The sequence below is a fragment of the Oleiphilus messinensis genome, from assembly GCF_002162375.1.
Lineage (GTDB): Bacteria > Pseudomonadota > Gammaproteobacteria > Pseudomonadales > Oleiphilaceae > Oleiphilus > Oleiphilus messinensis.
This window is the reverse complement of record NZ_CP021425.1, coordinates 5,510,719-5,536,437: the sequence shown is the minus strand read 5'-3', so window position 1 is coordinate 5,536,437 and position 25,719 is coordinate 5,510,719. Positions and strand designations below refer to the sequence as shown.

21 protein-coding genes are annotated in these 25,719 nt (G+C 48.9%); 19 read left to right on the top strand and 2 right to left on the bottom strand.

Going from position 1 to position 25,719, the window contains the following annotated elements:
* Nucleotides 1-156 precede the first annotated feature (156 nt).
* From OLMES_RS24025 to OLMES_RS23975, 10 genes are all read left to right on the top strand, one after another.
* Complete coding sequence (locus OLMES_RS24025; protein ID WP_198343107.1) at nt 157-1,011, top strand: CheR family methyltransferase; 855 nt, start codon at nt 157-159, stop codon at nt 1,009-1,011.
* A gap of 74 nt (nt 1,012-1,085) precedes the next feature.
* Nucleotides 1,086-3,263 carry a putative bifunctional diguanylate cyclase/phosphodiesterase gene (locus tag OLMES_RS24020; RefSeq protein ID WP_087463579.1) on the top strand — a complete coding sequence of 726 codons (2,178 nt, stop codon included), beginning with the start codon at nt 1,086-1,088 and terminating at the stop codon, nt 3,261-3,263.
* A gap of 253 nt (nt 3,264-3,516) precedes the next feature.
* Entirely contained in the window at nt 3,517-4,020 is a 504-nt protein-coding gene (locus OLMES_RS24015) for a hypothetical protein (RefSeq protein WP_087463578.1), read from the top strand.
* Nucleotides 4,021-4,209: 189 nt separating this feature from the next.
* On the top strand, nt 4,210-5,118 hold the full coding sequence (locus tag OLMES_RS24010; RefSeq protein ID WP_232465195.1) for a PhzF family phenazine biosynthesis protein: 909 nt from the start codon (nt 4,210-4,212) through the stop codon (nt 5,116-5,118).
* A 282-nt stretch (nt 5,119-5,400) separates the two neighbouring features.
* The gene (locus OLMES_RS24000; protein WP_087463576.1) at nt 5,401-7,377 is read left to right on the top strand and encodes a type VI secretion system Vgr family protein; all 1,977 of its coding nucleotides are present in this window, start codon (nt 5,401-5,403) and stop codon (nt 7,375-7,377) included.
* Nucleotides 7,378-7,408: 31 nt separating this feature from the next.
* Nucleotides 7,409-7,960: a DUF6484 domain-containing protein gene (locus OLMES_RS23995; RefSeq protein ID WP_087463575.1), complete on the top strand. Its 552-nt coding sequence runs from the start codon at nt 7,409-7,411 to the stop codon at nt 7,958-7,960.
* 10 nt (nt 7,961-7,970) lie between these two features.
* On the top strand, nt 7,971-8,990 hold the full coding sequence (locus OLMES_RS23990) for a DUF2169 family type VI secretion system accessory protein (RefSeq protein WP_087463574.1): 1,020 nt from the start codon (nt 7,971-7,973) through the stop codon (nt 8,988-8,990).
* 90 nt (nt 8,991-9,080) lie between these two features.
* Nucleotides 9,081-9,926, top strand: a complete 846-nt coding sequence (locus OLMES_RS23985; protein ID WP_087463573.1) for an AHH domain-containing protein — start codon at nt 9,081-9,083, stop codon at nt 9,924-9,926.
* Nucleotides 9,923-10,498, top strand: coding sequence for an imm11 family protein (locus OLMES_RS23980; protein WP_157678521.1), 576 nt, complete (start codon nt 9,923-9,925; stop codon nt 10,496-10,498). Before OLMES_RS23985 ends, OLMES_RS23980 begins: the two co-directional genes overlap by 4 nt.
* A gap of 92 nt (nt 10,499-10,590) precedes the next feature.
* Nucleotides 10,591-11,556: a hypothetical protein gene (locus tag OLMES_RS23975; protein ID WP_157678518.1), complete on the top strand. Its 966-nt coding sequence runs from the start codon at nt 10,591-10,593 to the stop codon at nt 11,554-11,556.
* A gap of 22 nt (nt 11,557-11,578) precedes the next feature.
* Here the strand turns inward: OLMES_RS23975 and OLMES_RS23970 are convergent, their stop codons facing one another.
* Together OLMES_RS23970 and OLMES_RS23965 are read right to left on the bottom strand one after the other, a co-directional pair.
* On the bottom strand, nt 11,579-12,646 hold the full coding sequence (locus tag OLMES_RS23970; RefSeq protein WP_087463570.1) for a hypothetical protein: 1,068 nt from the start codon (nt 12,644-12,646) through the stop codon (nt 11,579-11,581).
* Between the two features lie 9 nt (nt 12,647-12,655).
* Nucleotides 12,656-13,036: a PAAR-like domain-containing protein gene (locus tag OLMES_RS23965; RefSeq protein ID WP_087464654.1), complete on the bottom strand. Its 381-nt coding sequence runs from the start codon at nt 13,034-13,036 to the stop codon at nt 12,656-12,658.
* 391 nt (nt 13,037-13,427) lie between these two features.
* Between OLMES_RS23965 and OLMES_RS23960 the strand changes: the two genes are divergently transcribed.
* From OLMES_RS23960 to OLMES_RS23920, 9 genes are all read left to right on the top strand, one after another.
* Nucleotides 13,428-15,425 (top strand): type VI secretion system Vgr family protein, encoded by a 1,998-nt coding sequence (locus OLMES_RS23960; protein ID WP_087464653.1) that lies wholly within the window; start codon nt 13,428-13,430, stop codon nt 15,423-15,425.
* A gap of 10 nt (nt 15,426-15,435) precedes the next feature.
* The gene (locus tag OLMES_RS23955; RefSeq protein WP_087463569.1) at nt 15,436-15,993 is read left to right on the top strand and encodes a DUF6484 domain-containing protein; all 558 of its coding nucleotides are present in this window, start codon (nt 15,436-15,438) and stop codon (nt 15,991-15,993) included.
* A 56-nt stretch (nt 15,994-16,049) separates the two neighbouring features.
* A complete protein-coding gene (locus tag OLMES_RS23950; RefSeq protein WP_087463568.1) occupies nt 16,050-17,066 on the top strand; it encodes a DUF2169 family type VI secretion system accessory protein in 1,017 nt (338 codons plus the stop codon).
* On the top strand, nt 17,063-18,154 hold the full coding sequence (locus OLMES_RS23945; RefSeq protein WP_087463567.1) for a beta-ketoacyl synthase N-terminal-like domain-containing protein: 1,092 nt from the start codon (nt 17,063-17,065) through the stop codon (nt 18,152-18,154). The genes OLMES_RS23950 and OLMES_RS23945 overlap by 4 nt, the downstream gene beginning before the upstream one ends.
* 76 nt (nt 18,155-18,230) lie before the next feature.
* The gene (locus OLMES_RS23940) at nt 18,231-18,611 is read left to right on the top strand and encodes a DUF4150 domain-containing protein (RefSeq protein ID WP_087463566.1); all 381 of its coding nucleotides are present in this window, start codon (nt 18,231-18,233) and stop codon (nt 18,609-18,611) included.
* An 86-nt stretch (nt 18,612-18,697) separates the two neighbouring features.
* Entirely contained in the window at nt 18,698-19,783 is a 1,086-nt protein-coding gene (locus tag OLMES_RS23935; RefSeq protein ID WP_087463565.1) for a hypothetical protein, read from the top strand.
* A 153-nt stretch (nt 19,784-19,936) separates the two neighbouring features.
* Nucleotides 19,937-21,844, top strand: coding sequence for a hypothetical protein (locus tag OLMES_RS23930; protein WP_087463564.1), 1,908 nt, complete (start codon nt 19,937-19,939; stop codon nt 21,842-21,844).
* A 107-nt stretch (nt 21,845-21,951) separates the two neighbouring features.
* The gene (locus OLMES_RS23925; RefSeq protein WP_087463563.1) at nt 21,952-22,965 is read left to right on the top strand and encodes a hypothetical protein; all 1,014 of its coding nucleotides are present in this window, start codon (nt 21,952-21,954) and stop codon (nt 22,963-22,965) included.
* Between the two features lie 1,449 nt (nt 22,966-24,414).
* Nucleotides 24,415-25,683: a hypothetical protein gene (locus tag OLMES_RS23920; protein WP_087463562.1), complete on the top strand. Its 1,269-nt coding sequence runs from the start codon at nt 24,415-24,417 to the stop codon at nt 25,681-25,683.
* Nucleotides 25,684-25,719: the final 36 nt, after the last annotated feature.

Genomic DNA, 25,719 nt, shown 5'->3' with positions numbered 1-25,719 from the left:
ATTTTGTATAAACATTGTCCAATTTTGCAATGTGTCGGTTGGCCGAATTTATAACCGTATGGTCAATCGTAGTTCTGAGTCCCATGGCAGCGGTGCGTAAGATTAGCCAGCGTTTGCTTCGGCCTCAGGTTGTGTTGTGGCTCGGGATGGATGCTGATGTCTGAACTGGAAGATATTGAGCTTGATGCATTGATGATGGTGATTCATCGTCGCTATGGTTACGATTTTAGTGGTTATACCCGATCCTGTCTTTTGCGCGCACTGTCCAAGCAACTTGCCGTCTGGAAGTTGCAAAACATTTCTGAACTCATACCTTTAATTATTCGCAGCAGCTTGCATTTCAATTGTCTTATGGCGGATTTATCCATGTCTGTTACGGGCATGTTTCGTAATCCCGAGTTTTATCGAGCGCTGTGTGATGAGGTTTTTCCGGTTTTGAAATCATTTCCGTTTTTCAAAATCTGGCACGCAGGGTGTTCAAGTGGTGAGGAAGTTTATTCCCTGGCCATACTGTTGCAGGAAGCAGGGCTGTACGAGCGTGCGATCATTTACGCTACGGATTTCAATCACCGTAACTTGAAAGTGGCAAAGGAAGGAATATACAGCAGGGACTCATTGTCGAATTATCGTGAGGCTTACAGTGCATCCGGCGGTAATCGAGAGCTGGATGACTATTTTCATTTTGCTTATGGTCGGGGTGTGGTTAAAGATGAGTTGAAAAGCCGGATTACGTTTGCTCACCATAACTTAACCTGTGATGGTATTTTTGGTGAGATGGAAGTCATTTTGTGTCGCAATGTACTTATTTATTTTGCGGATACGTTGAAGAGCCGTGTTCTGACTTTGTTTGGTGACAGTTTGTATCCCGGAGGCTTTTTATGCCTGGGGGACAAAGAATCCTTACAAAAGGCTAATACAAGTCAATTGTTTAAAGCGGTAAACTCGAATGTGAAAATATTCCGCAAAAACTGGGATGAAGTTCACAGTTTGGTTGATGTCCCATACCACTAAAAGGTACGAGTCACTCTAGGCCGAAAGCCAGCTGAGTTTTCGTAGTTTCGGACGGTGTGAAAAGGAATGAGCTGATGCTGGAAACGCAATACACAAAGAGCCCGACATCAAATTCCGGAGAGAGGTCCGCCCCTCGACCGAAGATTTTGATTGTGGATGATCGCCCGGAAAACCATCGGTCAATCGAACGGGTGTTAGCACAAGCAGGCGCACAGATATACAATGCGTTGGATGGCAATGAGGCGCTTTCACTTACCCTCAGACATCATTTTGCGGTGGTGTTGCTGGATGTCATGATGCCGGTCATGGATGGGTTTGAAACGGCGGCATTGATGCGGATCAATGATGACTCCAAGACAACCCCGATCATTTTCATTACCGCTGCGGACTACAGCGTCGATTTTGAGTTCAAAGGGTACGAACTTGGTGCTGTTGATTACCTGTTCAAGCCGATTCAGCCCCATTCACTTGCCAGCAAAGTCAAAGTTTTTATTGAGCTTGAGCGGCAACGCTACCAACTCAAGCAATCCCTTGAAGATATCCAGCGTCTGGAAAACCGTAACAAGCTGCTCCTGAATTCCATCGGGGAAGGTATTATCGGTCTGAATGATCAAGGTGAAATCACCTTCATCAACCCGGCAACAGAAAAACTCCTGGATCAGAGTGAAAGGGGGTTGCTGGGCAACAGTATACTGTCAGTAATGTATGCCGGTGACTCGGATGCCAATGAGGTGTCCTGGACTGATACCGAGATATTCCGTGCCTGTTCCCGTGGGGAACCACACCATGAAGAAATCGGCGTGTTTTGGCACCGTGCCGAGCGTTTGTTTCCTGTGGAGTTTACGGCCACGCCACTTGAAGATGATGGAAAATTTATTGGCGTTGTTATTGCGTTTCAGGATATTACACAACGCCGTAAAACAGAGGAACAGCTCGCTCATCTGGCGCAATATGATAGCTTGACCGGGTTATACAACCGTTATGCATTTACCAGCATGCTGCAGCAGGGCATTGCCCGGGCATCTCGCAGTGGCCAACCCTTGGCTTTATTGTTTCTTGACCTGGACCAGTTCAAGCAGGTGAATGACAATCTGGGGCACGAAATTGGTGATTGTCTGCTGCAGGAAGTCGCACAGAGGCTGAGTTCTTGTGTGCGTGATGGTGATGTCATTAGCCGTTTTGGAGGCGATGAATTTACCATCATTCTGGAAAGTTTTAATTGTCGTTCGGCCCATAACGCTGCGATCGTGTGCGACAAATTGCTCTCGATATTGAGTGACCCGTTCCGTATTCGGGGCAACTCCATTCGCATTGCGGCCAGTATCGGGATCGGAATTTTTCCGCAATCCGCAGACTCCGCTGAAGCCTTGATGCGATGTGCAGATTTGGCGATGTATCGGGCGAAGAAACTGGGTCGAAATACTTATCAGTTTTTTACTGATGAGATGCAACAGGAAGCGCAAGAAACGCTCGAAATGGAGTCCCGAATCCGGAACGCGATCGAACATTACGAGTTCGAGCTTTTTTACCAGCCCAAAATCGACATTGAGACGGAAACGGTGGTTGGGGCGGAAGCGCTGCTCCGCTGGCGAGATGAAAAGGGTCATTTTATTTCGCCTGAACTGTTTGTACCCAAACTTGAAGAAATGGGATTGATTGAAAAAGTCGGAGCGTGGGTTCTCGAAGCCGCTTGTCAGCAAATTCGGGATTGGCAAGGTGGGGGGCTTCCCGCAGACTTCAAGCTGGCGGTCAATCTCAGTGTCAGGCAGCTCACCGAAAGCGGTGTGGCGGGTACGCTGAAAGGGTTACTGGATCGATTTGGGTTAGCTGGCACACGATTGGAACTGGAAATCACGGAGAGCATCATGCTGATGGACTCCGCCGCGATGATTGATGAGCTCAGAGCAATTCATGATCTGGGTGTAGATCTCTCAGTTGATGATTTTGGTACCGGTTATTCCTCCCTGGGGTATTTACACGCGCTCCCGCTTAACGCGTTGAAAATTGATAAATCATTTACTTTGAAGGTGAATCAGGACGAAGACACCCAGAAAATTGTGCATGCCATTGTTTCTCTGGCGCGAAGCCTGAATTTACATGTCACCGCTGAGGGGGTGGAAACCCGTCCGCAATTGGAGTTTATGAAGAAGATTGGTTGTCATACCGTTCAGGGCTTCCTGTTCAGTCCGGCAATCCCTGCATCAGACTTTACTCAATTGATTCAGCAGGGCTCAAGGTCTGCAAATCACTAGTGCCCGATCCGAACTTGCTGGAGGTCGCGCGATACTATCTTAGTGGCGATCATTCCCAGTGTTTTTGATTCCGCTTCAATCAATCCAGGCTCGATGTTGATTACCATGTGGTACATGATCGGTTACCGGTATCGGTGCTGCTGGAAAGTTAGCTTTAAAAGGCGGAATTGATCTAGAGGCTTTTGGGAGATCGGGCTAGACTTTAACGAATAGTTTAAAAATTAATGAGCGTGCCACCAAGGGGCCTGAAGCAGTGAGCGTCAATACGTTTTTCAACGTTTTAACTCAATATTGGCCGTGGGTGATGAGCTACTTTTTAGTTCTGCCAAGTCTGGCTGCTGTGATCGGTGCTTTTTATACTCCTGCATTGCGGCGTCAATGGCTCGATTATGCCTATTCCATGGTGATCTACGGGGCTGCGGTCCCGGGAATATTTTCTGCGATTCTGGTGTTTTACACCCTGTTCTTTTTGCGGGGAAATCTGTTGAGCGTGAATGCTCTAATCTATTTTTTGCCGTTGCTATCTATGGGCGGTGTCTTCTATCTGGTACGCCGTAAGGTCGATTTTGAACGGCTGCCCGGATTTGGAAAATTATCGGGTTTGATGACCTTAATTGCGCTTGTCTGTCTCGCGACGTTAATGATTTATAAAATGGTGATCTTCGTCGGTTTCGTGGCTCCGATTGAAATGCTCCTGATCATTGGTGTTGTGCTGTTTATTGTGTTGAAAAAGGCGGTTAACAAAATATCTTCATGATTTGAGCCGTATACGCGATACCCTCTCCGTGTTTACAAACCACTGTATATGAAATCCACGCGGTGACTGCGACTACGACCATAGAGGTTCCTGGTCATCGAATAAGGAATAAGATATCGGGAGACTGTGCACGTTTTTCAGTAAAACCGTCTACGCTTGTATGATACTTATGCAATTAGAGGCCAGATCATGCCAGTAACATTTTCGTTGTTAGATGTTTTTGCGGACGTGCCGTTTCAGGGCACGCAAATTCCGGTTGTAGAGACCGATGATGCGTTGTCGGAAGACATGCGAACCGCCATTGCCGGAGAATTCAGGCAAACGGAGACGGTTTTTGTGAACCGCAAGGATATTGAACATCCCTTCAGTGTTTACAATCATCGTGGGCCTGTGGCATTCGGTGCGCATACCATTTTGGCCGCTTCGTTTGTGGCAGAGAAAACGGGATTGACCCATGATGAAGGCTCGTTTTCAGTGCTGCGGTTACAAGATGAGATGCAACAGATTGAAAGTTTTATTGATAAAACGGTTCAGGGAGCGGACAGTATTCAGTATAAATGCTTGTTAAGGCCGACTCTGGATGCCTATACCCCGGAGTTGTCCCGTATTGCTCAAGCGCTGCAGGTGGAAGAAAAACACTTTACCTACAGTCGCTATAAACCGTTGCTGGTCTCGGTTGATCATCCGATCCTGATTGTGCCTCTGACCAAACCTGAACATATTCTTGCTGCAAATCTGGTGAAGGCTCAATGGGCCAGCCTGTTGTCCGATATCTATGCCTCCGAGATACTTTTATTCTCTCCCGGCTCGATATCCGGTATGACTGATTTTCATGGTCGCTTGATCAATCCCTATCTTGCTCAGGATGATTATCCACCCATAGGGAGCGCGGTTCCCGAGTTTATCGCCTATCTCGCGCAATTGCCTGAAACTGCGGAAGGTACGCATACGTTTTCGATTGATCGGGGGAGTTTGAATACGCGTAAAAGTGTTATTCATGCAGAGTTCGACAAGCGCAAAGGTAAGGAGACCCAGTGTCGCATTGGCGGTCGGGTGATTAAAGTCGGTGAGGGCCGGTTGCTGGTTCCCTTGACTTGAGTTCGCTATTCGACCAAAGGCGACTTGACCATCACTTTTGTAATAAAGCCCTTTTTTTATGCATCAAATCTGACTACCATAACAGCCGCTTGGTAATCGTATTGTTTTTCCACAGTCCATCTGTTTGTACGCAGTCTCTGATTTTGGATGGCTGCGTTCGCAGTAAAACAGCTTCCGGTTAGCAACGCTTCAATCTCGCATACTGGATTTCGTGCGCTCAGAGACGGATTACTCTGTGCCGCGATAGGAACACGCATCGACATTATATCGAGGTAAAAGGACATGCCCTTAGCTCAAGATAACCAGTTTTTAAAAATGGAAACCCCTTTGGGTCCGGATGTACTTGTCATTCAGGAATTTAAAGGCACCGAATCTGTTTCCAGACCTTTTATGTTCGAGGTGCGGGCCCTGTCTGAACAGGACGGCATTGACGCGACGACCTTGATTGGCAAGCCAGTAGGTGTCTCGGTTGAGACCAAAAAGACGGATCCGCGTTATTACCATGGTATTGTGGTCGGCTTTTCGGTAGGCGCATTGATTGAGAATCGCTATCGGGAGTATTCGCTGAGGATTCAGCCCTGGTTTTCTCTCTTGGAATATCGCTATGATTGCCGAATCTTCCAGAACCAAAACGCCAAAGACATCATTACATCCGTTTTTTCCGAGTTGGGGTTTTCCGATTTTCAATGGAAACTGCAGAATACGCCTGCGGTACGTGAATACTGCGTACAATATCGGGAATCTGATTTCAATTTTGTACACCGGCTTTTGGAAGAAGAGGGGATTTTTTACTTTTTCAAACATGAAGCCGGAAAGCATACACTGGTACTGTGTGATTACTTGAAGGGCTATGAAGCGGTACCAATTGATGCCTTGGATGTGACTGATGGCAGCCATGCGGATTTCAGTATCAAGAACTGGATTCATGATTACCAGTTTCGAAGTGGTGTTGTCAGTCATTCCGACTACAACTTTACAACACCAGCAACATCTTTGTTAACCGATCAGAAAACCTTGTTAAAGCTGGCTAATACTGCCCAGTATGATGTCTACGATTATCCTGGAGAATATGAAGACAAATCGATTGGGGGCTTTTTCGCCCGTAATCGCATGGAAGCCATTGAAGCGGATTACACCTCAATTTCTGCCAGCAGTGACTACATGCACATGACTGCCGGTTATATCTTTAACGTAAATCGTCACCATGCCGAGCAGGATGCTAAAAAAGGCTATGTCTTGACCAAGGTTGTACACCACATCCGCGAAGGCAGTTACCGTTCCAATGGTGAATCATTCGATTATCACAATACCTTCGTCTGTGTACCTGAAGAGGTTATTCTTCGCCCCGCGCGTACCACGCCGAAACCGTATATTCGTGGGAATCAAAGTGCGATTGTGGTTGGTCCGTCCGGCGAAGAAATTTACACCGATGAGTTTGGTCGTGTAAAAGTCCAGTTTTATTGGGATCGATTGGGTAAGCATGATGAGAACAGCTCCTGCTGGATTCGGGTTGCCCAGTTTTGGGCGGGTAAAAACTGGGGGGCGCAGTTTATTCCCCGAATTGGCCATGAGGTTTTGGTCAATTTTACCGAAGGTGACCCGGATCGTCCTTTGATCGTGGGGAGTGTTTACAATGCCGAGAACATGCCGCCCTACGGTTTACCCACTAACAAGGATCATAGTGGCATCAAGAGCCGCTCTACCAAAGGTGGCGGAACGGCTAATTTCAATGAACTGCGATTTGAAGACGAGAAAGGACAAGAGCTGTTTTATCTGCATGCAGAGAAAGATGAAGAAGAAATTGTGGAAAATGACCAGACCGTTGACATTGGCAATGATCAAACCATCACGGTAGGGAACGATTCCACTGAATCAATTGGCAATGACCTCACCCAATCCGTGGGTAATAACAAGTCTCTGGATACCGGCAATAATCATACAGAAAGTGTGGGTAATAATATGGATATCACCGTATCCAATAACCGGTCCCTCAATGTGTCCGCTAATCATGATATTTCGGTGGGGGCGAATCAGTCCACCAGCGTGTCCGGTAATGACAATCTGAGTGTCAGCGGCAATTTGTCCGAGAATGTTTCTGGAAACTTCACCCATGATGCTAACAATATTACGATCACGGGAAAATCCAAAATCACCTTGAAAGTTGGCTCATCCTCAGTGGTCATTGATGGCAGTGGCGTTACGATAAAAGGCGGTGGTGCCACAGGTGTATTCAAGGGCAGCAAGGCAAAAATTAACTAGAGTGACGGATTAACTTAGGCAGGGTGGATTCATGGAGCGCCAAACTTTTCAGCAGACAAATTTTCAGCACACCGATTCGGATGCCGATCCGCATCATTCCACACACCATCAATCGGGGGTTGTGGTTGGAAAAATTGTGGGCTTTCGCGACGGGCTCGCCCTGGTCAGTTATGATCGGCGCACCTTGTCTACTCCCCAGGCAGCCATCAGTACCGTCGAATTACACCCTGATTTGGAAGGCCGGGAAGTGGCGATTTCCTTTGCCAGTAATCGCGGGAAACAACCGATCATTATCGGGGTTATCTCGTCTCGCCTGGATCAAGTGCTGGAAAATACGACCTCTGTCGGTTTGTTGTCTGATCATCCCGGTTCCGTTTTGGGCCGCAACGAAAATACCGCGCCAGAGGTACGCGTGAACGGGGATAAACTCGAGTTGTCCGCAGCGAGTGAGATCACCATCACCTGTGGCAAGTCCAGTATCTCCATGAATAAGGAGGGTAAAATTTTGATTCGTGGCGAGCATATTCTGAGTCGAGCAGCAGGCGCTCACCGTATCAAGGGTGGGGCGATTCAATTGAATTAAGGTGTAGGCCATGTTGCAATTGGAGAATGAAACGCCTTTCTCTGTCGATATGATGGTGACCCAATCCAAGGATGGAAGAGATACGCTAGTTGTGGCGATCAAAGCGACGTTTGACATTCTACCTGAAGTCAGGATTTCGGAAAATCAGCGACCCGTGCAAATGGGTGATGAGTATTTTGCTGACCCTGAGGCCAGTAGCTTGAAATACCCTTCAGACATCCTTCTGCCAAAGCCCGGTGTAGATATCGTCTATATCGGAAATGCACTCGCGCCAAATGAGCAGCCGGTTCGCAGTTTAATGGCAGGGATAACGGTGGGTGGCATCGAGAAACGGTTGCAGATATTTGGTGATCGTACCTGGAATGATGGAACAATCTCGAAACCCCAGCCTTTTCTATCCATGCCCATCATTTATGAGCATGCCTTCGGTGGTGTGCACCACTTTCGCGAGGATTTGGCGTTGGGGCCGGATTCAGCAGTTTATGAAGCGAAGAACCCTATCGGCAAAGGCTTTGCGGGCCAACGTAAAAAAAAATCAGAATTCAACGGTCTAACCCTGCCGAATATCGAGCAGCCGGATGCATTGATCCAGCATGTAACCGATCAACCGGAGCCATGCTGCCTGGCGGCAGTACCGCCCATGTGGTCACCCAGAAAAGGCTTTGCTGGAACCTACGATGAACTATGGCAGAAGAAGCGAGCGCCTTTGTTACCGGATGACTTTGATCAACGTTTTTTTCAAGTGGGTGCAGCTGGATTATCACATCCTCAGGCAACCATCGAAGGGGGGGAATTAGTTGGCTTGCACAACCTCGCTCCCGAGCCTGAAATGGAGTTTTGCTTACCCATTTGTCGTCCACGGATTCAGGTGAAACTTGATGGCACCTATCGAGAGGTTGATCCGGTCATTGAAACGGTCTTAATCGAACCTTTTGAGAATGCGCTCTGTCTGGTCTGGAAAGGCGTTTTTGATTGTGAACGTCAGGTTTCCAGGGTGGAGAGAATCCAGGTGGCTTTACAGTCGCTTTAACCATAAATATCGCCATATGGATCACTTGAGTTATGTCGAATAAACAAGTGCGCTCCAATGGATGGATTACAACACTAACGGATTAAAATTATGGCCGAACTCGGTGAACCAATCACCACCCCGGACAAGCATTCTGAGCCGGAAGAAAAGTGTCCGTTTTGTCCGCCCGAGGAACCAGAGGAATACAAGACGTATCCGGGGGCGGAAAACAATTCAAAAAAGCTTGCCGAGATCATGGAAGACCCCGCTTCATTGCCTTCCAAGCAAAGCGGTGCGCGGCCTCAAACTGCGAAAGTCGGCCGCGATGGTTATCAGCAGGAGCAGGCTGCACTAAAACCTCGAAAAGAAGACAAAACCAAGTGGTATACCCACCAGGCGCATCACCTGATCAGTGGTAATCAGGCGCTCAAAGGCAGTGCCATGGAAGACTGGATTCTGGCCAGTGCAAAAAATGAGAAAGATACCGGTTATTCCGTGAATTCCACTGGAAATGGCTTCTGGGCCCCTTCAGTACCCAAAGATCATGTGGGCTCATGGGGGCCCAGGAAAAATGTGCTTTCGGATGACGAGCGTCAGGAATTGGCGGAAAAAGTAATGGATGATGCGAATGCGCAAATTCATATTGGTCCTCACAATATCAAGGATTCTGATGACCCTGAAGGGAGCTTACATTTTAGTTACGACCAATACATCATCGAAAAACTTGAGGCAATGAGTAACCGTATGCATGCCTGGAGTCAGCATTGCTTTCTTTGTGAGCCGGAGAAAAAGACGCCGCAGGCGACCTACAAAGTTCATGATGCACTGGATCGCCTGTCCAGTCACTTACAGCGGGAAATTACCGGCTCGCGTCAGTCGTGGCGTATTTTTATTTCAAAATATGCATTGAATTATCACAAACCTGTCTGCACGCATGCTAGACGAAGGGTGTTATGATGAATTACTACCAGTTGAGTCGCAATCACTTCGAAGATTACGGCGTAACCCAAAATCCGGTATTGCCCGGACATACCTCATTTTTGACCGGACATGTAATTCACGACACGTTGCCCGTTCTTGAGTTTGAAGTGAATTATCCCGACGATGTTCCGCTGCCTCATCTATTTGGCAATCGTGTTCCTTTGATTAGCCCCGAAATGGCCGGGGTGATGTCCTCCGTCGGCATTGATAATTTTGAACTCTTCCCGGCATTGATCACGAATCCGATATCAGGCAAAAAGTGGGATAACTATCTCGCGTTTAATGTGGTTGGTTTGGTTAAAGCCGCTGATATGCAGCGTTCCTCGTTTGATGAGCTGATGTCCGCAGGAATTGATAACATGGAGACGCCATTGGTCGCTTTTCGAGAGGTGGTTTTGATCGGGGAAAAACTCGCTGGCTTGAAAATGTTCCGCATGTTGGAGAGCCCCGATACGCTGATCGTGAATGAAACACTGGTCGATGCACTGAGTGAAAATCGACCGGAAGATGGCTGGCGGGTTATGGTCACCGATGTGGACGTGAGTTAATTGTGGTGTGGCATTATCAAATTACTGGTATCGGGATTGCGAATTCCCTTGGACTTGGCAGTAAACCGGTCTTGTGCGCAGTGGCTGCCGGCTTGAGTTCATTTTCTGACAGCCAGTTTCATGATCTTCGACAGAATCCGGTACGGTTCGCTCAAATACCGGATGCGGTTCTTCCTGTACTCAATGGTGTAGATCTTTCCTGTCGCTCATCCCGTTACCAGCGTATGCTCAAGTTGGCCGTGTTAGCCTATCAGGATGTACTGAAGAGCCGCGCGTATACCGCGCAGTTACCGTTGTTTCTGGGAGCCCCAGAGCGCCGTGATGCCCGTAGCTTTCCTCTGCTGGAGCCCTTTATCCGAGACCTGCACTTGGTACTCGGGAGTCAAGGCGCCGAGGCGATAGAACTCGATAACAGTGAAGTTTTCCCAGAGGGAAAAGCCTCGGGTTACCTGGCTTTAAAGGCAGCATTCGAATATTTGGACGCGGGCAGGGGAACGGCAGTCGTTGTTGGTGGTGTCGATACATTTTTTGATGGCTTCTTATTGTCAATGCTACTTCGGGAGCAACGGCTGCTGACACTGAACTCGCTCGAAGGATTTATTCCCGGGGAAGGTGCCGCTTTTTTAATTATCGAAAAAGTCAGTGCCGAGCCTGAAACCAGTCATATTCTCCTGGGACCAGTAGGGATTGGTCAGGAGCCGGGACATCATTACAGTGCAGAGTCCTGCTTGGCTGGTGGACTCACACAAGCTTTCGATGGGGCGATATCATCTCTAGCGGAACCCATAGCTACCGTTTGTTGCGGCAACAATGGTGAAAGCAAGCAAATCAAAGAATGGGGTATGAGCTCGATTCGGTTTAATGAAAAGTTTTTGGAGCATAGCCAAATGCTACATCCAGCAGATGGATACGGTGAACTGGGCGCTGCGACAGCACCCACTCTTATTGGCTTATCGGCTATGGGATTGTTGAACCAGTATTATTCCGGGCCAATCTTGACCTGGGCCGCATCCGACTTCGGGTTACGTGGCGCGGTGGCTGTGTCATTGAGAACGTAGCAGTTCAATGTGAGCCAGGCATTTAAGCATTTGCTAGAGCCGGTTCGCGATAAAATATCTGCTTTATTTTTGTTACGTCTGGCCAGTCAAGCTCTTCATCCCCTTCAATTTCAAACCAGCTGTTGTCGAAGTCATTGCTGGAGAGTGCGAGGCCTTCTGCTGCTAAATCCAGATCCAGTATCAAGCTGAATGCTTGTCCCGCGATCCTGGCATATTCCGGTTCCTCCATTTTACGAATCACCCACGGCAACAATGCCTGTTCCCGCAATGCTCCAATTGCGATGAGTGTGACTCGATCACATTGATTTTGCCGTCGGAGTTCATCTATCCATTGCTTGGCCGTCGCGTGTTCCAGGTGGGGAAAAATAAATCGTATCGCCCGTTCCCGCCATGGGTTGGCCGTTACAATGAAGGGATGAAAGGCTGCACAAGCAGTGGTATCACCCAATGTGATCCGGGTTTCCAGAAGAAGAATATTATAGAATGAAACATCCGTGGTGTGTCGCTGTCGCAGTATGGTAACTGCCGCTACACTGGGAGCCCGGAGTAATCCAGCCAGTAATAATGAAGTAACGGGTAGTGGCAGTGTTGACTGTATCAGGCTGAGTTTCTGGAGTATTGCCGACTCTGCCCTGGCGTAGGGCTGGTGACTCGTTTTACTGTAAGTGCCGAGCGCACAGAGCTCTGGTTTCTGGGATGTGGCCAGTTTTTCCATCCAGGTTTCGCTGACCGGGGTCCGATCCCAACTCAGCCCGTCTGCAACGGCCCGGTAATTCTGAATATCGGAGTTTCCCGCCGCAATAATTGCTTTTACCTGATCGATATTGCCGCACCGAAAGGCAAGATATGCCGCAACAAAGCACTCTCCGGGGTCGGCAGTTTCTATCTGCCCGAAAGCCCGGTCAAGACTGAAGTCTGGTTGTAGCATGAGGCCACTCAGATTGGCCTTGAGCCTGAACGCGAGACGGTTGGCAAATTCAGAGTTCGGCGCGTCTCCGTCAGTTGCATGCCACCACTGTAGATACAAAAAACAGGCATCTTCGTAGTGGGCTTCCAGAATGTGCGGAAGGTAGTCAGTTGCATCCTGCATGTAACATCCTCAACCCATAATATTTTTCTTGTTCTGTAATAGCATATCGCCCATGCGAACCGAATTATTTCCTTCCATTTTAATATCGAAAGAATACAACATAAATTCTGCAGTACTCTTGTTAACTCCACTGACTACACCACCAACTGTGCCAGGCTCATCCAGAGAGGTCGTACTGTATTGTGCTGTTTTGAACATCGCCATTTGGCCATCAACTTTGACCGAGGTGGTGCCTTTTGATGTGTTGGAGGATTGCCCGAGATTAGGATAAGGGATTGGGATGGGGCCACCCGGGCTCGGGGTCTTGCAAACATCAGGAAATACCGTGCTCATGCCACCACTGCCTTTGTGCACTGATCCCCGCATATTAATATAAACTGATACTGGCATTTCGATCTCCTTTCGAAAAATACTTTTGTCCCATGGCCAGAGTGGTAAGGCCGTTTTCAGTGTGCTCAATGATAACGATTTGTAGGACATTTTGCAGCTAAGAATCTACCTTAATCTCCTACACCTTTTTTTCTGCGCAGTAACAGCTACCATTAACCCTGTACGTGCAACGAATTATAATCAGCTTTTGTGTCGCACTGTTGTGAAGCGGATCAAGTTAATTTGACATCGTTGAGGGATTCTCAAGTTCATCGGCGCTATTGGTAAGCATAGACATCGTATTGGGCAGCCCGGATAGCGAAAGTAAACACCTTTTGCGGGCAGGCCCAACCACATTAGCGAATCACCGAAGCCGTGCGCAAACAACCCGATTTACCAGAGGTGAATGGAAATGGCCTTAAAGCAAGACAGTCAGTTTATTAAACTTGGAACGCCCCTGGGGGATGATGTGCTCGTCATCCAGCGGTTTGCCGGCGTTGAGGCTGTATCCAGAACATTCAAGTTTGAAATTATCGCCCTGTCCGAACAGGATGGTATTGACGAAACCAAACTCATCGGCAAGGCCGTTACAGTCAGTATCAACACCTCCGATGGTGAAATACGCTATTTCAATGGCATCGTTACCCGGTTTGGTACCGGGCCGATGCTGGATGGGCGATACCGCGAATACAAAATGGTGATTGAGCCTTGGTTCCAGCTCCTGAATTACCGCAGTGATTGCCGTATTTTCCAAGAGAAAACGGCAAAGGATATCATTGAGTCGATTTTTTCAGACCTGGGTTTTACCGACTACCAATGGAAACTTCAAGGCTCGCCAGCTTCCCGTACTTATTGTGTTCAATACCGTGAATCTGATTTCAATTTTGTGTGCAGGCTATTGGAAGAAGAAGGTATTTTCTATTATTTCAAGCATGAAAATGGTACCCACACACTGGTGTTGTGTGATTATGTTAAAGGTTACGACTCTGTTCCGGCCGATGCGATTGATGTGACAGATGGAACCCACGGGGACTTTAGTATCAATAGTTGGCAGCGTGAATATAATTTCCGCAGCGGTAAAGTCAGCCACACGGACTATAACTTCCTGACCCCGTCAACGTCTTTGCTTTCAGATCAAAAAACAGTACTGAAATTATCGAACTCTGCACCGTTCGAGGTTTATGACTTTCCCGGCGAGTATGAAGAAAAAAGCATTGGTGACTTTTATGCCTTGAACCGTATGGAGGCAATCGAGGCGGCTTACACGGAAGTGGTGGCAGGAAGTGATTACTCTCAAATGTGTGCCGGTTTTACCTTTACGGTGGGGCGTCATCATCTCGAGAAAGATGCGAAAAAGAATTTTGTGCTCAAAGAGGTGTACCATGAAGCCAGTGAAGGCAGTTATCGTTCTAACGGTGCCTCGTTCAGTTACAACAACCGTTTTCTGTGTGTACCCGCAGAAACGGTACTGAGATCGGAGCATCGAACGCCCAAGCCGTATATTCGTGGTACCCAGAGTGCTATTGTGGTGGGGCCCAGTGGGGAAGAAATCTACACCGATGAATATGGCCGGGTGAAAGTTCAGTTCTACTGGGATCGTCTGGGCGGTGGCAATGAGAGCAGTTCCTGCTGGATTCGCGTAGCTCAGTTCTGGGCCGGAAAGAAATGGGGGGCTCAGTTTTTGCCGCGTATCGGCCATGAAGTGTTGGTATCATTCCATGAAGGTGATCCGGATCGGCCACTGATCATCGGTAGTGTCTACAACGCAGAGAATATGCCGACCTATGACCTGCCGGCCAACAAAGCTCATAGCGGTATCAAGAGCCGGTCCACCAAAAGCGGTACCACAGAGAATTTCAACGAAATTCGCTTCGAGGATGAAAAAGGCAATGAGCTGTTTTACTTGCATGCTGAAAAAGACGAGACAGAAATAGTTGAGAATGACCAGACTGTTGAAATTGGTAATGATCAAAAAATTACCGTAGGCCACGACTCAACAGAAAGTATTGGTAATGACTTAAATCAGACTGTTGGCAATAATACGACGCTTTCTACCGCTAAAGACCATGAGGAAAGTATTGGTGAAAACATGACCCTGGATGTGGGATCAGACCGATCTATTAATGTTGAGGGAGATCACACGGAAACCATTGGCAAGGGCATGAGTCTGGAGGTGGGTAAGGATCTAAAAGAAACGGTAAAAGGATCGCATTCTGAAAGTGTCACCAAGGATTATGATGTTACCGCGAAAACGATACAGCTGACGGCAAAAAGTTCGATCACGATAAAGTGCGGGAGTGCCAAAATTACCATGAAAAGCAGTGGTGAGATCAGCGTTTCAGGTAGCAAGATCAATTTGAAAGCATCGGGCAATGTCACAATGAAAGGCAGCCAGATTCTGCAGAACTAAGGACAGCGCCATGAAAGCCGAAACGTTGAATACCGTGACCAAAGTGAAGCAATCAACCTCATCCAGGCATGTCAACTCGTCACCGGTCGGGCAACAGGGGATGCTGATTATCGGTAAAGTTGTTGCGATCAGTGATGCCGGGAATCCTGTCGTATCCTATAATGCCCCTACTGAGCATCACCCGGTTGAAGCGCTCTCTACCGTCATGCTCGATACTGCTGATATCGGTAAGGATATCGCGTTATCTTTCGCGCAAAACCGACAGAATATGCCGATTGTGATGGGCGTTATTCGCTCATTGCTGGATGATGTTCTTTCCGCAGATGCTCCAGTGGACGCTAAAGATGAACCAGAGTCTGTAGATTCGTTTCCGGACCCGGTTTCGCCCGAGGTTCTGGTAAATGGCCAGAAACTTGAACTCTCCGCGGCAGAAGAAGTGACCTTACGTTGTGGCAAATCGAGTATTACGTTGAAGAAAAATGGCAAAATTGTGATTCGAGGTGAACACATATTGAGCCGGGCCGCAGGTGCAAACCGAATCAAAGGTGGTTCGATAGAGCTGAACTAGGCCTTCGAGCCCTGCTGATATCGGTAGGCTGAATATCCACGTCAGGAAGCAAGCACGTGTTTGAATTTAATAACAATACCCCGTTCGTATCAGAAATGACGTTCATGCAGGACAAGTCAGGGCGGGATATTTTGCTGGTTATGGTCAAAGCCACGTTCTCAATCGCGCCGAAAGTCACCGTCTGTCGTGAGCAGCAACCATTGGTAATGGTGGATGAATATGAAGGGGAGCCCGGCTTTTCAACTTTGTTAAAGTCGACGGATTTGTACCCTCCCAGGCCCGGGGTTGATGTGACAGTGCTTGGCCACGTTCACGCTCCAGCTGGCAAGCAAGCGACCCAGCTTGATGCAGGCATTGCGATTGCGAACCATGTACAACGGCTTCGAGTATTTGGTGATCGCGTGTGGCAAGGGGGAATACCGAGCCGTGCAGAACCGTTTACCCAGATGCCGCTTACTTATGGCAATAGTTTTGGTGGCATTCACCATTTTGATCCCGACCAGCCGATCGGTCCGGAGTCGGCAGTTTTTCTGGCAGAAAATCCCGCCGGGAAAGGGTTTGCAGGGCGTCGCGGGGTGCGGGAAATGGAGGGCATGCCACTGCCAAACATAGAAGACCCCGGTGCGTTGATTCGTACGATTAAAGATTGTCCCAGGCCGGTAGGGCTGGGGGCGATCGCGCCAACCTGGGCGCCACGGGTCAACTATGCGGGAACCTATGATGATGACTGGAAAACCAATCGAGCCCCGTTTTTACCACTGGATTTTGATGAGCGTTTCTTTTCCGTGGCCCCCGAAGGCTTGATGCTTCCTCCGGGCTGCATCCAAGGCGGGGAACTGGTGCAGTTGTTTCACCTGACTCCGGAGGCCGAAGTACGATTTGATATTCCCATTTGTCCGTTGGCGGTCAATGTACAGTTTGATTTCAAGACGCAAAGTCTTCCGGTACTGATCGAGGCAATCACAATTGAGCCTGATGAAAACCGGTTTCAACTTTTGTGGAAAGCGCAGTTTCCCTGTGAACGTAACAGCTTGCGGGTGCCGCAGGTCTCAGTGGATTTTAATCGGTCATGACAAGTCACGATAGCACGAGTTTCAGTATCAAAGGTGTAGGCATGTTGAATCCCGCTGGATTGGGGGCAATGGCCAGCTCTTCCGCAATTCGAGCGGGCATTAGTCAGTACGCGGAAACGGATTATGTTAATCCCCAGAATGTTGCTATCAAAATGGCATTGGTGCCGGATGATGGATTACCCACCTGGACGGGGCTTTCTCTGAGTAAACCGGATGCCCGCTACCAGCGAATGATGCAACTGGCCGTCGGAGCGCTTTCAGAGTGTTTAAGTGCCGGTAACCTCAATGCCCCGGTTCCGTTATTTTTGGCCTTGCCTGAGAAACGCCCTGGCCGGGATTATCCTGCACTTGAGCCTTTCTTGAAGGAGTTGTCGCTGATAAGCGGCGACACGCTTGATCTGGTGCAGAGTCGCATCTTCAGCTTGGGGCGCGCCGGTGGAATGTTCGCTCTGGCCTCAGCTTGTGAGTGTTTGCAGCAAGGCCAAGCTCAAAGCGTGATTGTGGGTGGCGTTGATTCTTATCTGGACCCAACACTGCTTGGTATTCTGGATCACCAGAAGCGTTTGATGCTGGCGAATTCCGCTGACGGCTTTATTCCCGGAGAGGGGGCTGCATTTGTGATTCTTGAAGCGGATGAAAATGGCAAGGTTCAAGTTGCTGCTCCAGGCGTTGGTAGTGAACCCGGACATTACTATTCCGATGCCACCTGTGAAGGGCAAGGCTTAACCGAGGCAATCACTCAGGCCCTCGATAATGCTGCGCTAAAACAGCGAATTCAGACCGTGGTGTGTAGTCTCAATGGTGAAGGGGCGCACAGTAAGGAGTGGGGTGCGAGCTGTATTCGGGTTGTGCCCCAACTGGCGGAGGATCTCGTTGTTGAGCATCCCGCAGAGTGTTGTGGAGATCTCGGGGCGGCGACCGTTCCGACGTTGTTAGCGCATACCTCGATCGGAATGGCCAAAGGGTTTATCCAGGGGCCGGCACTGTTATGGGCTTCGTCCGATTTCGAGCCCCGTGGTGCTGCTGTGATGACCTTCGCAACAAAGCACACCGGCCTGGAAGGCGATATGAGCGCCGGAACGAATTGAAGATTAGTGCACGAAAAATTAATGCATGAAAAATTAATGCACGACTAGATGTGCAAGGAACAACGAGGGTAGCACTATGCCAGCAACCGTAACCGCAAATTTTCGGGGAATTGTACACAAGGGCAGTATGGGCATCAGTATTGTCTTTCCGGATGTTTGTAAAACCCCGTCTCCGGGTGGGCCGATACCGATACCTTACCCTAACATCGGGATGTCATCCAACACGGTTCAGGGCACCACCAAAGTAAAGGTGGATGGTCAGATGGCAATGTTTAAAGGTTCGAAATATGCCATGACAACAGGTGATGAACCCGGCACTGCAGGTGGTGTGGTGAGCAGCACGTTCAAAAGTGAGGCCGAGTTTATGATGTATTCTTTTGATGTGAAAATGGAGGGTAAAAATGCGTGCCGCATGTTGGACCCGCTATTTCAAAACAAAAAAAATATTATGGGGTAACCCCGGTGTAGGGTTATCGATTTCATAGTTCAGATATTCGTTTCCCCGGTCCAGGGGGAGCGAATGCAGATAGACGAGGTGCTGTCGTGGCAGTGCAGCTGATTCCCCCGCAACAGAAAGTAATTCCCCTTGTATTGGAGACCCATGCTGAAGAAGCCGCCATGTTGTATCTGCAGTGGCATGAGCAACGCGCAGCGATCGAGCCGGACGTTCGGTTTATGGGGCGCCTCAAGGCTCGCATTGACGCTCATCTGGATGGTCTCCTGGGGGCCCGGAGCAAGGGCTGGGAGGTTGCCCAGGCTTTGTTGGAAAACCATGAGCCGGGGGAGGTGTTTGTTGTTGCGTTGTTGGCGTTAATGCAAAACCGTGAATTGCTTCGAGATTTAATTGAGGGGGCATTACAGGATTCGGCGCTGTTTACAGCAATAGTCGATGCTTTTTGCTGGATTCCCGAACGCGAAGCGGGGGCTTGGTTCCAACGCTTTTGTCAGTCTTCCCGGCCGGAGTTAGTGACCTTTGCGGTCTGTCGCTTGATTAGCTTGCGAGAGGTTCAAGTACCACTGGATCCGGTAACTGTTACGCAGTTGAAACAACGGGGGCTGCAAGGGTGCTACGAGGCGCATGTCGAAGCCTTGAAGACGCTTCTGGAATATGTGGTGGCTTATCGGGATCTGTCGTTAGTGCCGGAGTTGCGTAAGCTGGCACTTGAAACCCGGGAGGAGCCTGACTACGTGGTTCACCGCGCACGTTTGTTGATCGGGGATACAACGGTATTGCCACTTTTCAAGCACTGGGTTATGACCTCGGGAGCCGTCCGGGAAGAAGCGGTACTGCTCAGCTTTCAGGGGTTGGAAAGTCAAGAGGCAAAAAGCTGGATTGCAGAGTTACAGCAGACTGAAAGTCATGAACGATATACGCTGATAGCAATTGGGGCGATGCGGGAACGGTCATTGTTGCCTTGGGTGTTAAAGAAAATGCAAGAACCCGCGCTTGCGCGAATTGCCGGGCAAAGCGTTGCCCGGATTGCCGGAATCGATCTCACGGAATATGGCCTGACCCTCGATGACGAATCGATAGATGAAAAGTGGCTGGAACTGGAAGGTGATGAGCTCTTGCCCTGGCCAAATCAACAAAAAATTGAACAACGTCTTGCGGTCAAAGCTGCTTCATGATTTGCCGCGAAACATGGCACTGAACACAATGCTTTGACTGTCGGATTACACCGGTAGCATCAAAGGTGATTCCGGTAAATCAATGCCGGTATGTAAATGTAAATACGGGTATGGATTAAGTACCGCTGGATTCACGACTGAGGAGTTAGACGAATGACGAGTTTAGGGGATGGCGCAGGTTTTGGGTTACCGCTGATCGGGCCACGTGAAACCCAGAAAAAAGATACCGAAGAAGCGTCTGCCCTGACGGTTAAAGAGCCTGAGGAGATCGAAGAGGCCAGTGGTAGCACAGACAAGGCTGGCGGTATTTCGGCTAAAGCTCCCGATAAAGCCAAAGTTGATATTAATGACGCCAAGGTAGACCCCAATGCCGAGAAAAAAGGCGGCAGTGGTGGCAGTGATTCCGGAACGGATGAGAAAGACGACAAGGATGACAAGAAGCCGCAGAAGGAACCTGAAGTCGAGTACGAGTTGATTGAATTAGTAGAAGGCGTTAAACAGAGTCAGGACAAGTTTGTTAAAGGTCCGGGCATGGATACCAGCGAAACGTCAATTTTCAAAGCCAATGTCAGCCGCACGGATAAAGACGCCAGCAACTACAAGCAGTACATCAATCTGAGTCAGGATCTGGAAGGGCAAGACAAAAGACACCCTGAGTATGGCCGGATTATTCGTTTCAGAGCAAGAGTGAAACAGAAGGATGGCAAAACAGACAAGTTGTCCGGTGTTTCAGTGGTGTTTTCCTTCGCCCGCACCGATGGTGTCAATCGAAAAGATGCTGGCGGTTCCGAGCCTGCCTGCTGGGATGGTGCCGATTTGAGTGGCAGTCAAAAAGAGGGATTTGGCAGTGCCGGAGGGGCAACAACCAAAACAGTTACGACTGATGCTAAAGGCTGGACATCAGAAGTGAGTTTTTATGTTTCGGAGTTCGCCGGGGACCAGTTCGAAATCAGTTGCAAGCTGAAGGATGGCACAGCGGGAGCGGATGGGGCTCAACCGCTCAAAACATCGGCCAAATATGTCGTGTGGAGAAAATTCTGGTACCAGCTAACCCATGCCGACGGCTACAATGCACCTCAACCAACTAAAGCGGAAAGCGCATTTGCTGAAGTTTTTGCCGAGATGGTGAAAGTAAATACTAAAAAATTTACGCGAGATGATTTTCCCGCCGACCTGAAAGATCGAACCTTTTACAAAGAGTATATGTTATCTTCCGGTGGCGCGGACAAAACGGTCGCCAACGTCGGCGACAGCAGCAACATCGCTGAATTCAGAACGAACGCAAAACTGAAGATGACCACCGAGGCAGATCATCCGGTCAAGGAGAACCTGATTGCCTGCGAGTATCAATGTGATCCCCAGGGGCGTTCCCAGTTAAAGGTTTACAAACTGACTTCTGCGAATCAGACAATCACCATAGCCAAAGGAAATGGCGGTTCGATCGTATGTAAACCCCCAATCAAGGCCGGGGCCAAGCTGGTGAGTGCCGGAGAGTGGTCCAAAGCAGAAACCCCATGGAGTAAAGAAGGGAATATCACGGATGATCATATCGAGATCGATTCATCCCGAACCAGCACGCTGCAAGTCAAAATCAAGTTACCCGCGGACGCCCCCACACCCACGGTGGCAGATCCCGTGTATGTTCGTTTGCAGGTTGAAACCGCAGCGTCATTTCTGGGTTGGGCAACAAGTTCCGGTATCGTGGCGGTATATCGTCCAGCAGCAGCTGCGGGCGCTCAAGGCAGTGAGGCAGATTTCAATGATACTGCGGCCCATGAATTTGGACACAAGTTCAATCAGACCCCCAAACCCAGCAAGGAGCCGTCTTCATTAAAAGCGCACCCCTTGCAATACGTTGGTCATGGTGGTTCTGGCTCCCATTGCCGACATGGCGCAACTGTCGCTCCCGGGGCAGTTAATTGGCAGGATGCAAGCGAGAAAACGCCCAGCCCCTCTGATGGTGATTGCATCATGTACCATCGATACTCATCAGCTTGTAGTCATTCGTTCTGTGTCGTGTGTAAATCGTATTTGCAACTGCAAAAAATGGACTCTTTCTAACGCAATGGGTCTTATTTTTCTATGTATCAGGCGCAACTAACCCGATATTGGCGTCGCACTGTGAATCAGTGCGACACCCTCTGAATTCAGTAAATTAGGACAGTATTATGGCAACCGTCAACGATGTACTCACACAGGTACTTGATTTGAGTGATCGGGAATTTTTTAATCTGACCGACGATGTTCTGACGGCACGGGAACTCTCACTGTTGGATTTGGATTTTATTGGTATCGCGGTGAATGCCCCTGCAGTGGTTGATATTCTGGCTCAGGAAAAGGCGCCATTGGTGCTTGCTACACGGTTTGATGGTGAGCGGGATTGGCGCTATCCGTTGCGTGATAACTGTATCCTGGCCGCTACAGATTTAAGCACTGGCGAGGTGTATTTCGTCAGCGCCCTCAAGTCGGAAAAAGAACTGGAGAGCCGGGGTGGCCGTTACCCTGAAAGCCCTGAGCCCAGACCTGACCCGGATTCGTTAGCGGGCATAGGGGTGCAACTTGCTGAAATAGATATGAATGCCAGGCTACCGTTTTCGGACAACCGTGCCTGGGCTGTCAATATTCTATATTTCGACTGGCCATCAAATACGGTTAATCTGTCGGTTTCCGCCCCTCCCGTTGAAACTGAGACTGACACAGCCCGGCAGGCCGGAGCCCATCCGCTCCCCGCAGATGCACCCGGGCTACCATCTTATCTGGACCAGAGTCAAACTCCGAATTTGGGGCCGCAGGATCGATTGGTATTCTCGATGGATAATCCGTCAAACAACCCGGGCTTGCTTGTTTTTCGTGGTGCTTTCCGGGTAAAAATGAAAGCATTCTACCGACCTGATAGCCCGGTTAAACTGCGGGATCAAGGCGCAGAGCATCAACAAGTCGCAGGGGTTCCGTTGACATTGGTCATTTTGAAACAAGGGGAGATCACGCCTTTGCAGCTGGATATGCAGATTCCCATATATCAATCAAACAATCCAAGTGGTGCAGTTGATGGCCAAGCCATTACCGGGTTTTTTGCGATTGATGCCCGGCAACAGGCTACGTTCGCTCTGGGTTCAGGTCACTATGCGGCGTATTTTTATCTGGATGGTCGTGCTTTCGGACCAGTGGTCTTTTCGGTGTGAACCGGGGTTTTCCTACAGAAAGAGAGAGAATGGCGTACAGCTTGTAAGCCATATCGCACAAAACAAGGGGTAAAAGTCCTATATTTTTCTCATCGGATACGAACTATCATGGTTTCATCTGCTGGAGAGATGGACTTTTCGCAGAGCCAACGGACGGTCAAATACCCACATGAGTCAGGATGACAGACGTTGACAGGGACTTCAACGGATTGGCAATGGAATGTTCGTGCAGCTGAATGGCCAAATGGAATGAATGGCACATACCAGGGATGAAAACCAGGATGGTTTATCAGGGGGTATGTTGGTCAAGGAAGAGACCTGGCTGCCAAACTGCCACCGGATGGAATCCCGTCCCCCTCGGGATTGATGATCGACCCGGGACAGGTCGAATGTGCTGTAAAGGATGCAATATAAAGGATACGCGGCGAGGGATGTGCTGGATAAGACGGATCTTGTAAGCCGACAGGGATAGTTCAATTGAAATGGACTTACGAATCAAACAGGATGCTTGATTTGGTATAGGGATATATTCAATCACAATGGACGTGTCTGCGATGGATGGCTCGACATGGCGCTGTATAAAACAGTCGTATTGCAAAGGGATTCGTATTTCAAGGGATGAAAGCAGTTTCAAGGAGCCGCACATCGGGAGATGTACGACAGAATAGTTAAGGGAATTGCAGGAAGCAGCAATGATCAATCCGTATTCAAGGATGAATGTGCAAGGACAGGCATATTTTATCGATGAATGCTACACGGACAGTAGCATTCCCTCTCTTTGCGTATTCACCTTCTCTTGATTCAGCTTGTGCTCTTTATTGAGCATTAATTTCCGCTCGACAGACCTCCACTTTAATTTAATCTGCATTTAATCTTACCCGCGCTTTATTAATACGAAATATTCTCTAACCCTAAGCTAAACTTGAATTTTCAATTGGTTAGCGGCACTATTCCGTTTGATGCAGTTTCTGCCCTTCTCATAGAGCATCAGCCACCGTGTTCTTGCTCGTTATCAGATAAAACCTTTCCCCTGATGATCGTTTTAGGGAGGGCGGCTTTTGGTCCAAAAAGGGGTGGGGCAGCGCACTGAACTCTGCTTCCCCTTTAAGTGCACAGTCCAGTAGCACCAATTCCGGCCTTGGTTTTGCTTGAAAGATGCTGAATTGAGACGCAGCTTCACTTTTCGGTTCTATACTAAAGGGAATTGGAAGCCTTTAACGCAATGGAATAATGATGTGTGAGTATGTTTCCCTTCCGGATCTCCCTTACACGTCGGATTTCACACCGATAGCTTTACCTTGTACAACGACTGGCTTGGCGGCGTAGTTATGATGCCTAAGTATGATGTCTAAGTTGGGGCGCTTTAATTATGGCGCTGTAGTTTTGTTGCTGTAGTTTTGGTTTCATCGTTGCGAAATTCGAATCAAAAACGAACTTCAGGGTATGATAATGGACATTCACAATGCTTCTTCCCGGCAAGGAGAGAGCAAATGCGCCGCAATAGTGGGCGAATCGCGAGCGGTCATCGTAAGCCGTAGTGCTGTTTGTGCGTTGGTACTGGCGCTGGCAGCCTGCTCCAGTAACCAAACCAAACCGCCCAGATATGATACAAATACCGCGCAGAGTCACTCGGAGTCATCGATTTCACAAGTTCCGGCAACTCAATCCGAGCTGTCTTCTGCAGCATCACAGGCCCAGGAGAATGGCAATCGCGCTCGGCCTGAAGCTGCGAATGAATCTGGGGTTCAACTCAATTCGGATGCTCAAACCGAAAAATCGACAAAAGTGCAGGCCGTAAATAGCGGATCTGAAAAAACTGGACCTGAAAAAACAGGGCCTGAAAAAACAAGAGTGAAGCCTGAGCCGGTTCGTAAAGCGCCGTCGACCCCGGAAAAAACTGCAGCCAACAGGGAGGCAAAGCCAACCGCGCCAACCCGAGCAGTGAAGGAAACTGAAAAACCGATTAAGGGTGTGTCAGACAAGGGCTCCAATTTGAGCGCTACCAATTCGGCTGACACGACTCGTAATAATGTGAGCTCCACGCAACTAAACAGCTCAAAATCCGTATCTGTTACAGGAACGCTCGATTCTAAAACCACAAAATCGGCGTCTCAAAGTAGTGACCCAGGTGCTGCGCAAGAGACTACCCCTGTATCGCAAATTGCGCTGCTGGACGATTCGCTTCAGTCCGGGCAGCAACCAGGCGGGGTGTCCGGAAAAGACGTTGATGTTTCAGGCGTTGAAGGTCTAAAACGCCAGTTCAGCCTGAGAGACTTGCCTGTGCAGCTGTCACAGGGGTGGTCGCTGGATCGGGTCAAGACACCATTCGCAGAACCTGATTCAGCCTGTGTTGTGATGAAAAAAGTAGCTGACATATATGATGGCTATGATAACACGGAGGTGTTGCTTGCTTTGGCGCAGGACAAATTGTGGGTGAAGACACAATCAAATCTGGATCTAACTTACCCAAATACCGGTATCGCTGTCGTTGGATCTGACGGCATTGAACTAGACAATACTGGATTCGAAGGCCTTGTCGGGGAGAATATCGCGGTCTTGGGTCGAGGAATACTACGCTCGACTTCAGCTGCCAGCAGTATAAAAGTCCGCCTGGGCTTTTGGCCAACCTGGCCGGTAACAGAGACCCGGGAAGTTGTCTTTGGACTGGAAAGTATTGATAACCTTAAAAAAGCATTATCAGACTGTGCTAAGCTTTAGTAAATCGCTCGCACCAAGATTAATCTCTGAGGAATA

Bases quoted from the DNA above. Each gene is read 5' to 3' on its own strand.
- OLMES_RS23945 (WP_087463567.1), top strand. From the start codon at position 17,063: ATGACAAGTCACGATAGCACGAGTTTCAGTATCAAAGGTGTAGGCATG.
- OLMES_RS23965 (WP_087464654.1), bottom strand. From the start codon at position 13,036: ATGCCAGTATCAGTTTATATTAATATGCGGGGATCAGTGCACAAAGGC.
- OLMES_RS23970 (WP_087463570.1), bottom strand. From the start codon at position 12,646: ATGCAGGATGCAACTGACTACCTTCCGCACATTCTGGAAGCCCACTAC.
- OLMES_RS23995 (WP_087463575.1), top strand. From the start codon at position 7,409: ATGGAGCGCCAAACTTTTCAGCAGACAAATTTTCAGCACACCGATTCG.
- OLMES_RS24010 (WP_232465195.1), top strand. From the start codon at position 4,210: ATGCCAGTAACATTTTCGTTGTTAGATGTTTTTGCGGACGTGCCGTTT.
- OLMES_RS23920 (WP_087463562.1), top strand. From the start codon at position 24,415: ATGGACATTCACAATGCTTCTTCCCGGCAAGGAGAGAGCAAATGCGCC.
- OLMES_RS23940 (WP_087463566.1), top strand. From the start codon at position 18,231: ATGCCAGCAACCGTAACCGCAAATTTTCGGGGAATTGTACACAAGGGC.
- OLMES_RS23990 (WP_087463574.1), top strand. From the start codon at position 7,971: ATGTTGCAATTGGAGAATGAAACGCCTTTCTCTGTCGATATGATGGTG.
- OLMES_RS24025 (WP_198343107.1), top strand. From the start codon at position 157: ATGTCTGAACTGGAAGATATTGAGCTTGATGCATTGATGATGGTGATT.
- OLMES_RS23930 (WP_087463564.1), top strand. From the start codon at position 19,937: ATGACGAGTTTAGGGGATGGCGCAGGTTTTGGGTTACCGCTGATCGGG.
- OLMES_RS23960 (WP_087464653.1), top strand. From the start codon at position 13,428: ATGGCCTTAAAGCAAGACAGTCAGTTTATTAAACTTGGAACGCCCCTG.
- OLMES_RS24000 (WP_087463576.1), top strand. From the start codon at position 5,401: ATGCCCTTAGCTCAAGATAACCAGTTTTTAAAAATGGAAACCCCTTTG.
- OLMES_RS23980 (WP_157678521.1), top strand. From the start codon at position 9,923: ATGATGAATTACTACCAGTTGAGTCGCAATCACTTCGAAGATTACGGC.
- OLMES_RS24020 (WP_087463579.1), top strand. From the start codon at position 1,086: ATGCTGGAAACGCAATACACAAAGAGCCCGACATCAAATTCCGGAGAG.
- OLMES_RS23955 (WP_087463569.1), top strand. From the start codon at position 15,436: ATGAAAGCCGAAACGTTGAATACCGTGACCAAAGTGAAGCAATCAACC.
- OLMES_RS23925 (WP_087463563.1), top strand. From the start codon at position 21,952: ATGGCAACCGTCAACGATGTACTCACACAGGTACTTGATTTGAGTGAT.
- OLMES_RS23985 (WP_087463573.1), top strand. From the start codon at position 9,081: ATGGCCGAACTCGGTGAACCAATCACCACCCCGGACAAGCATTCTGAG.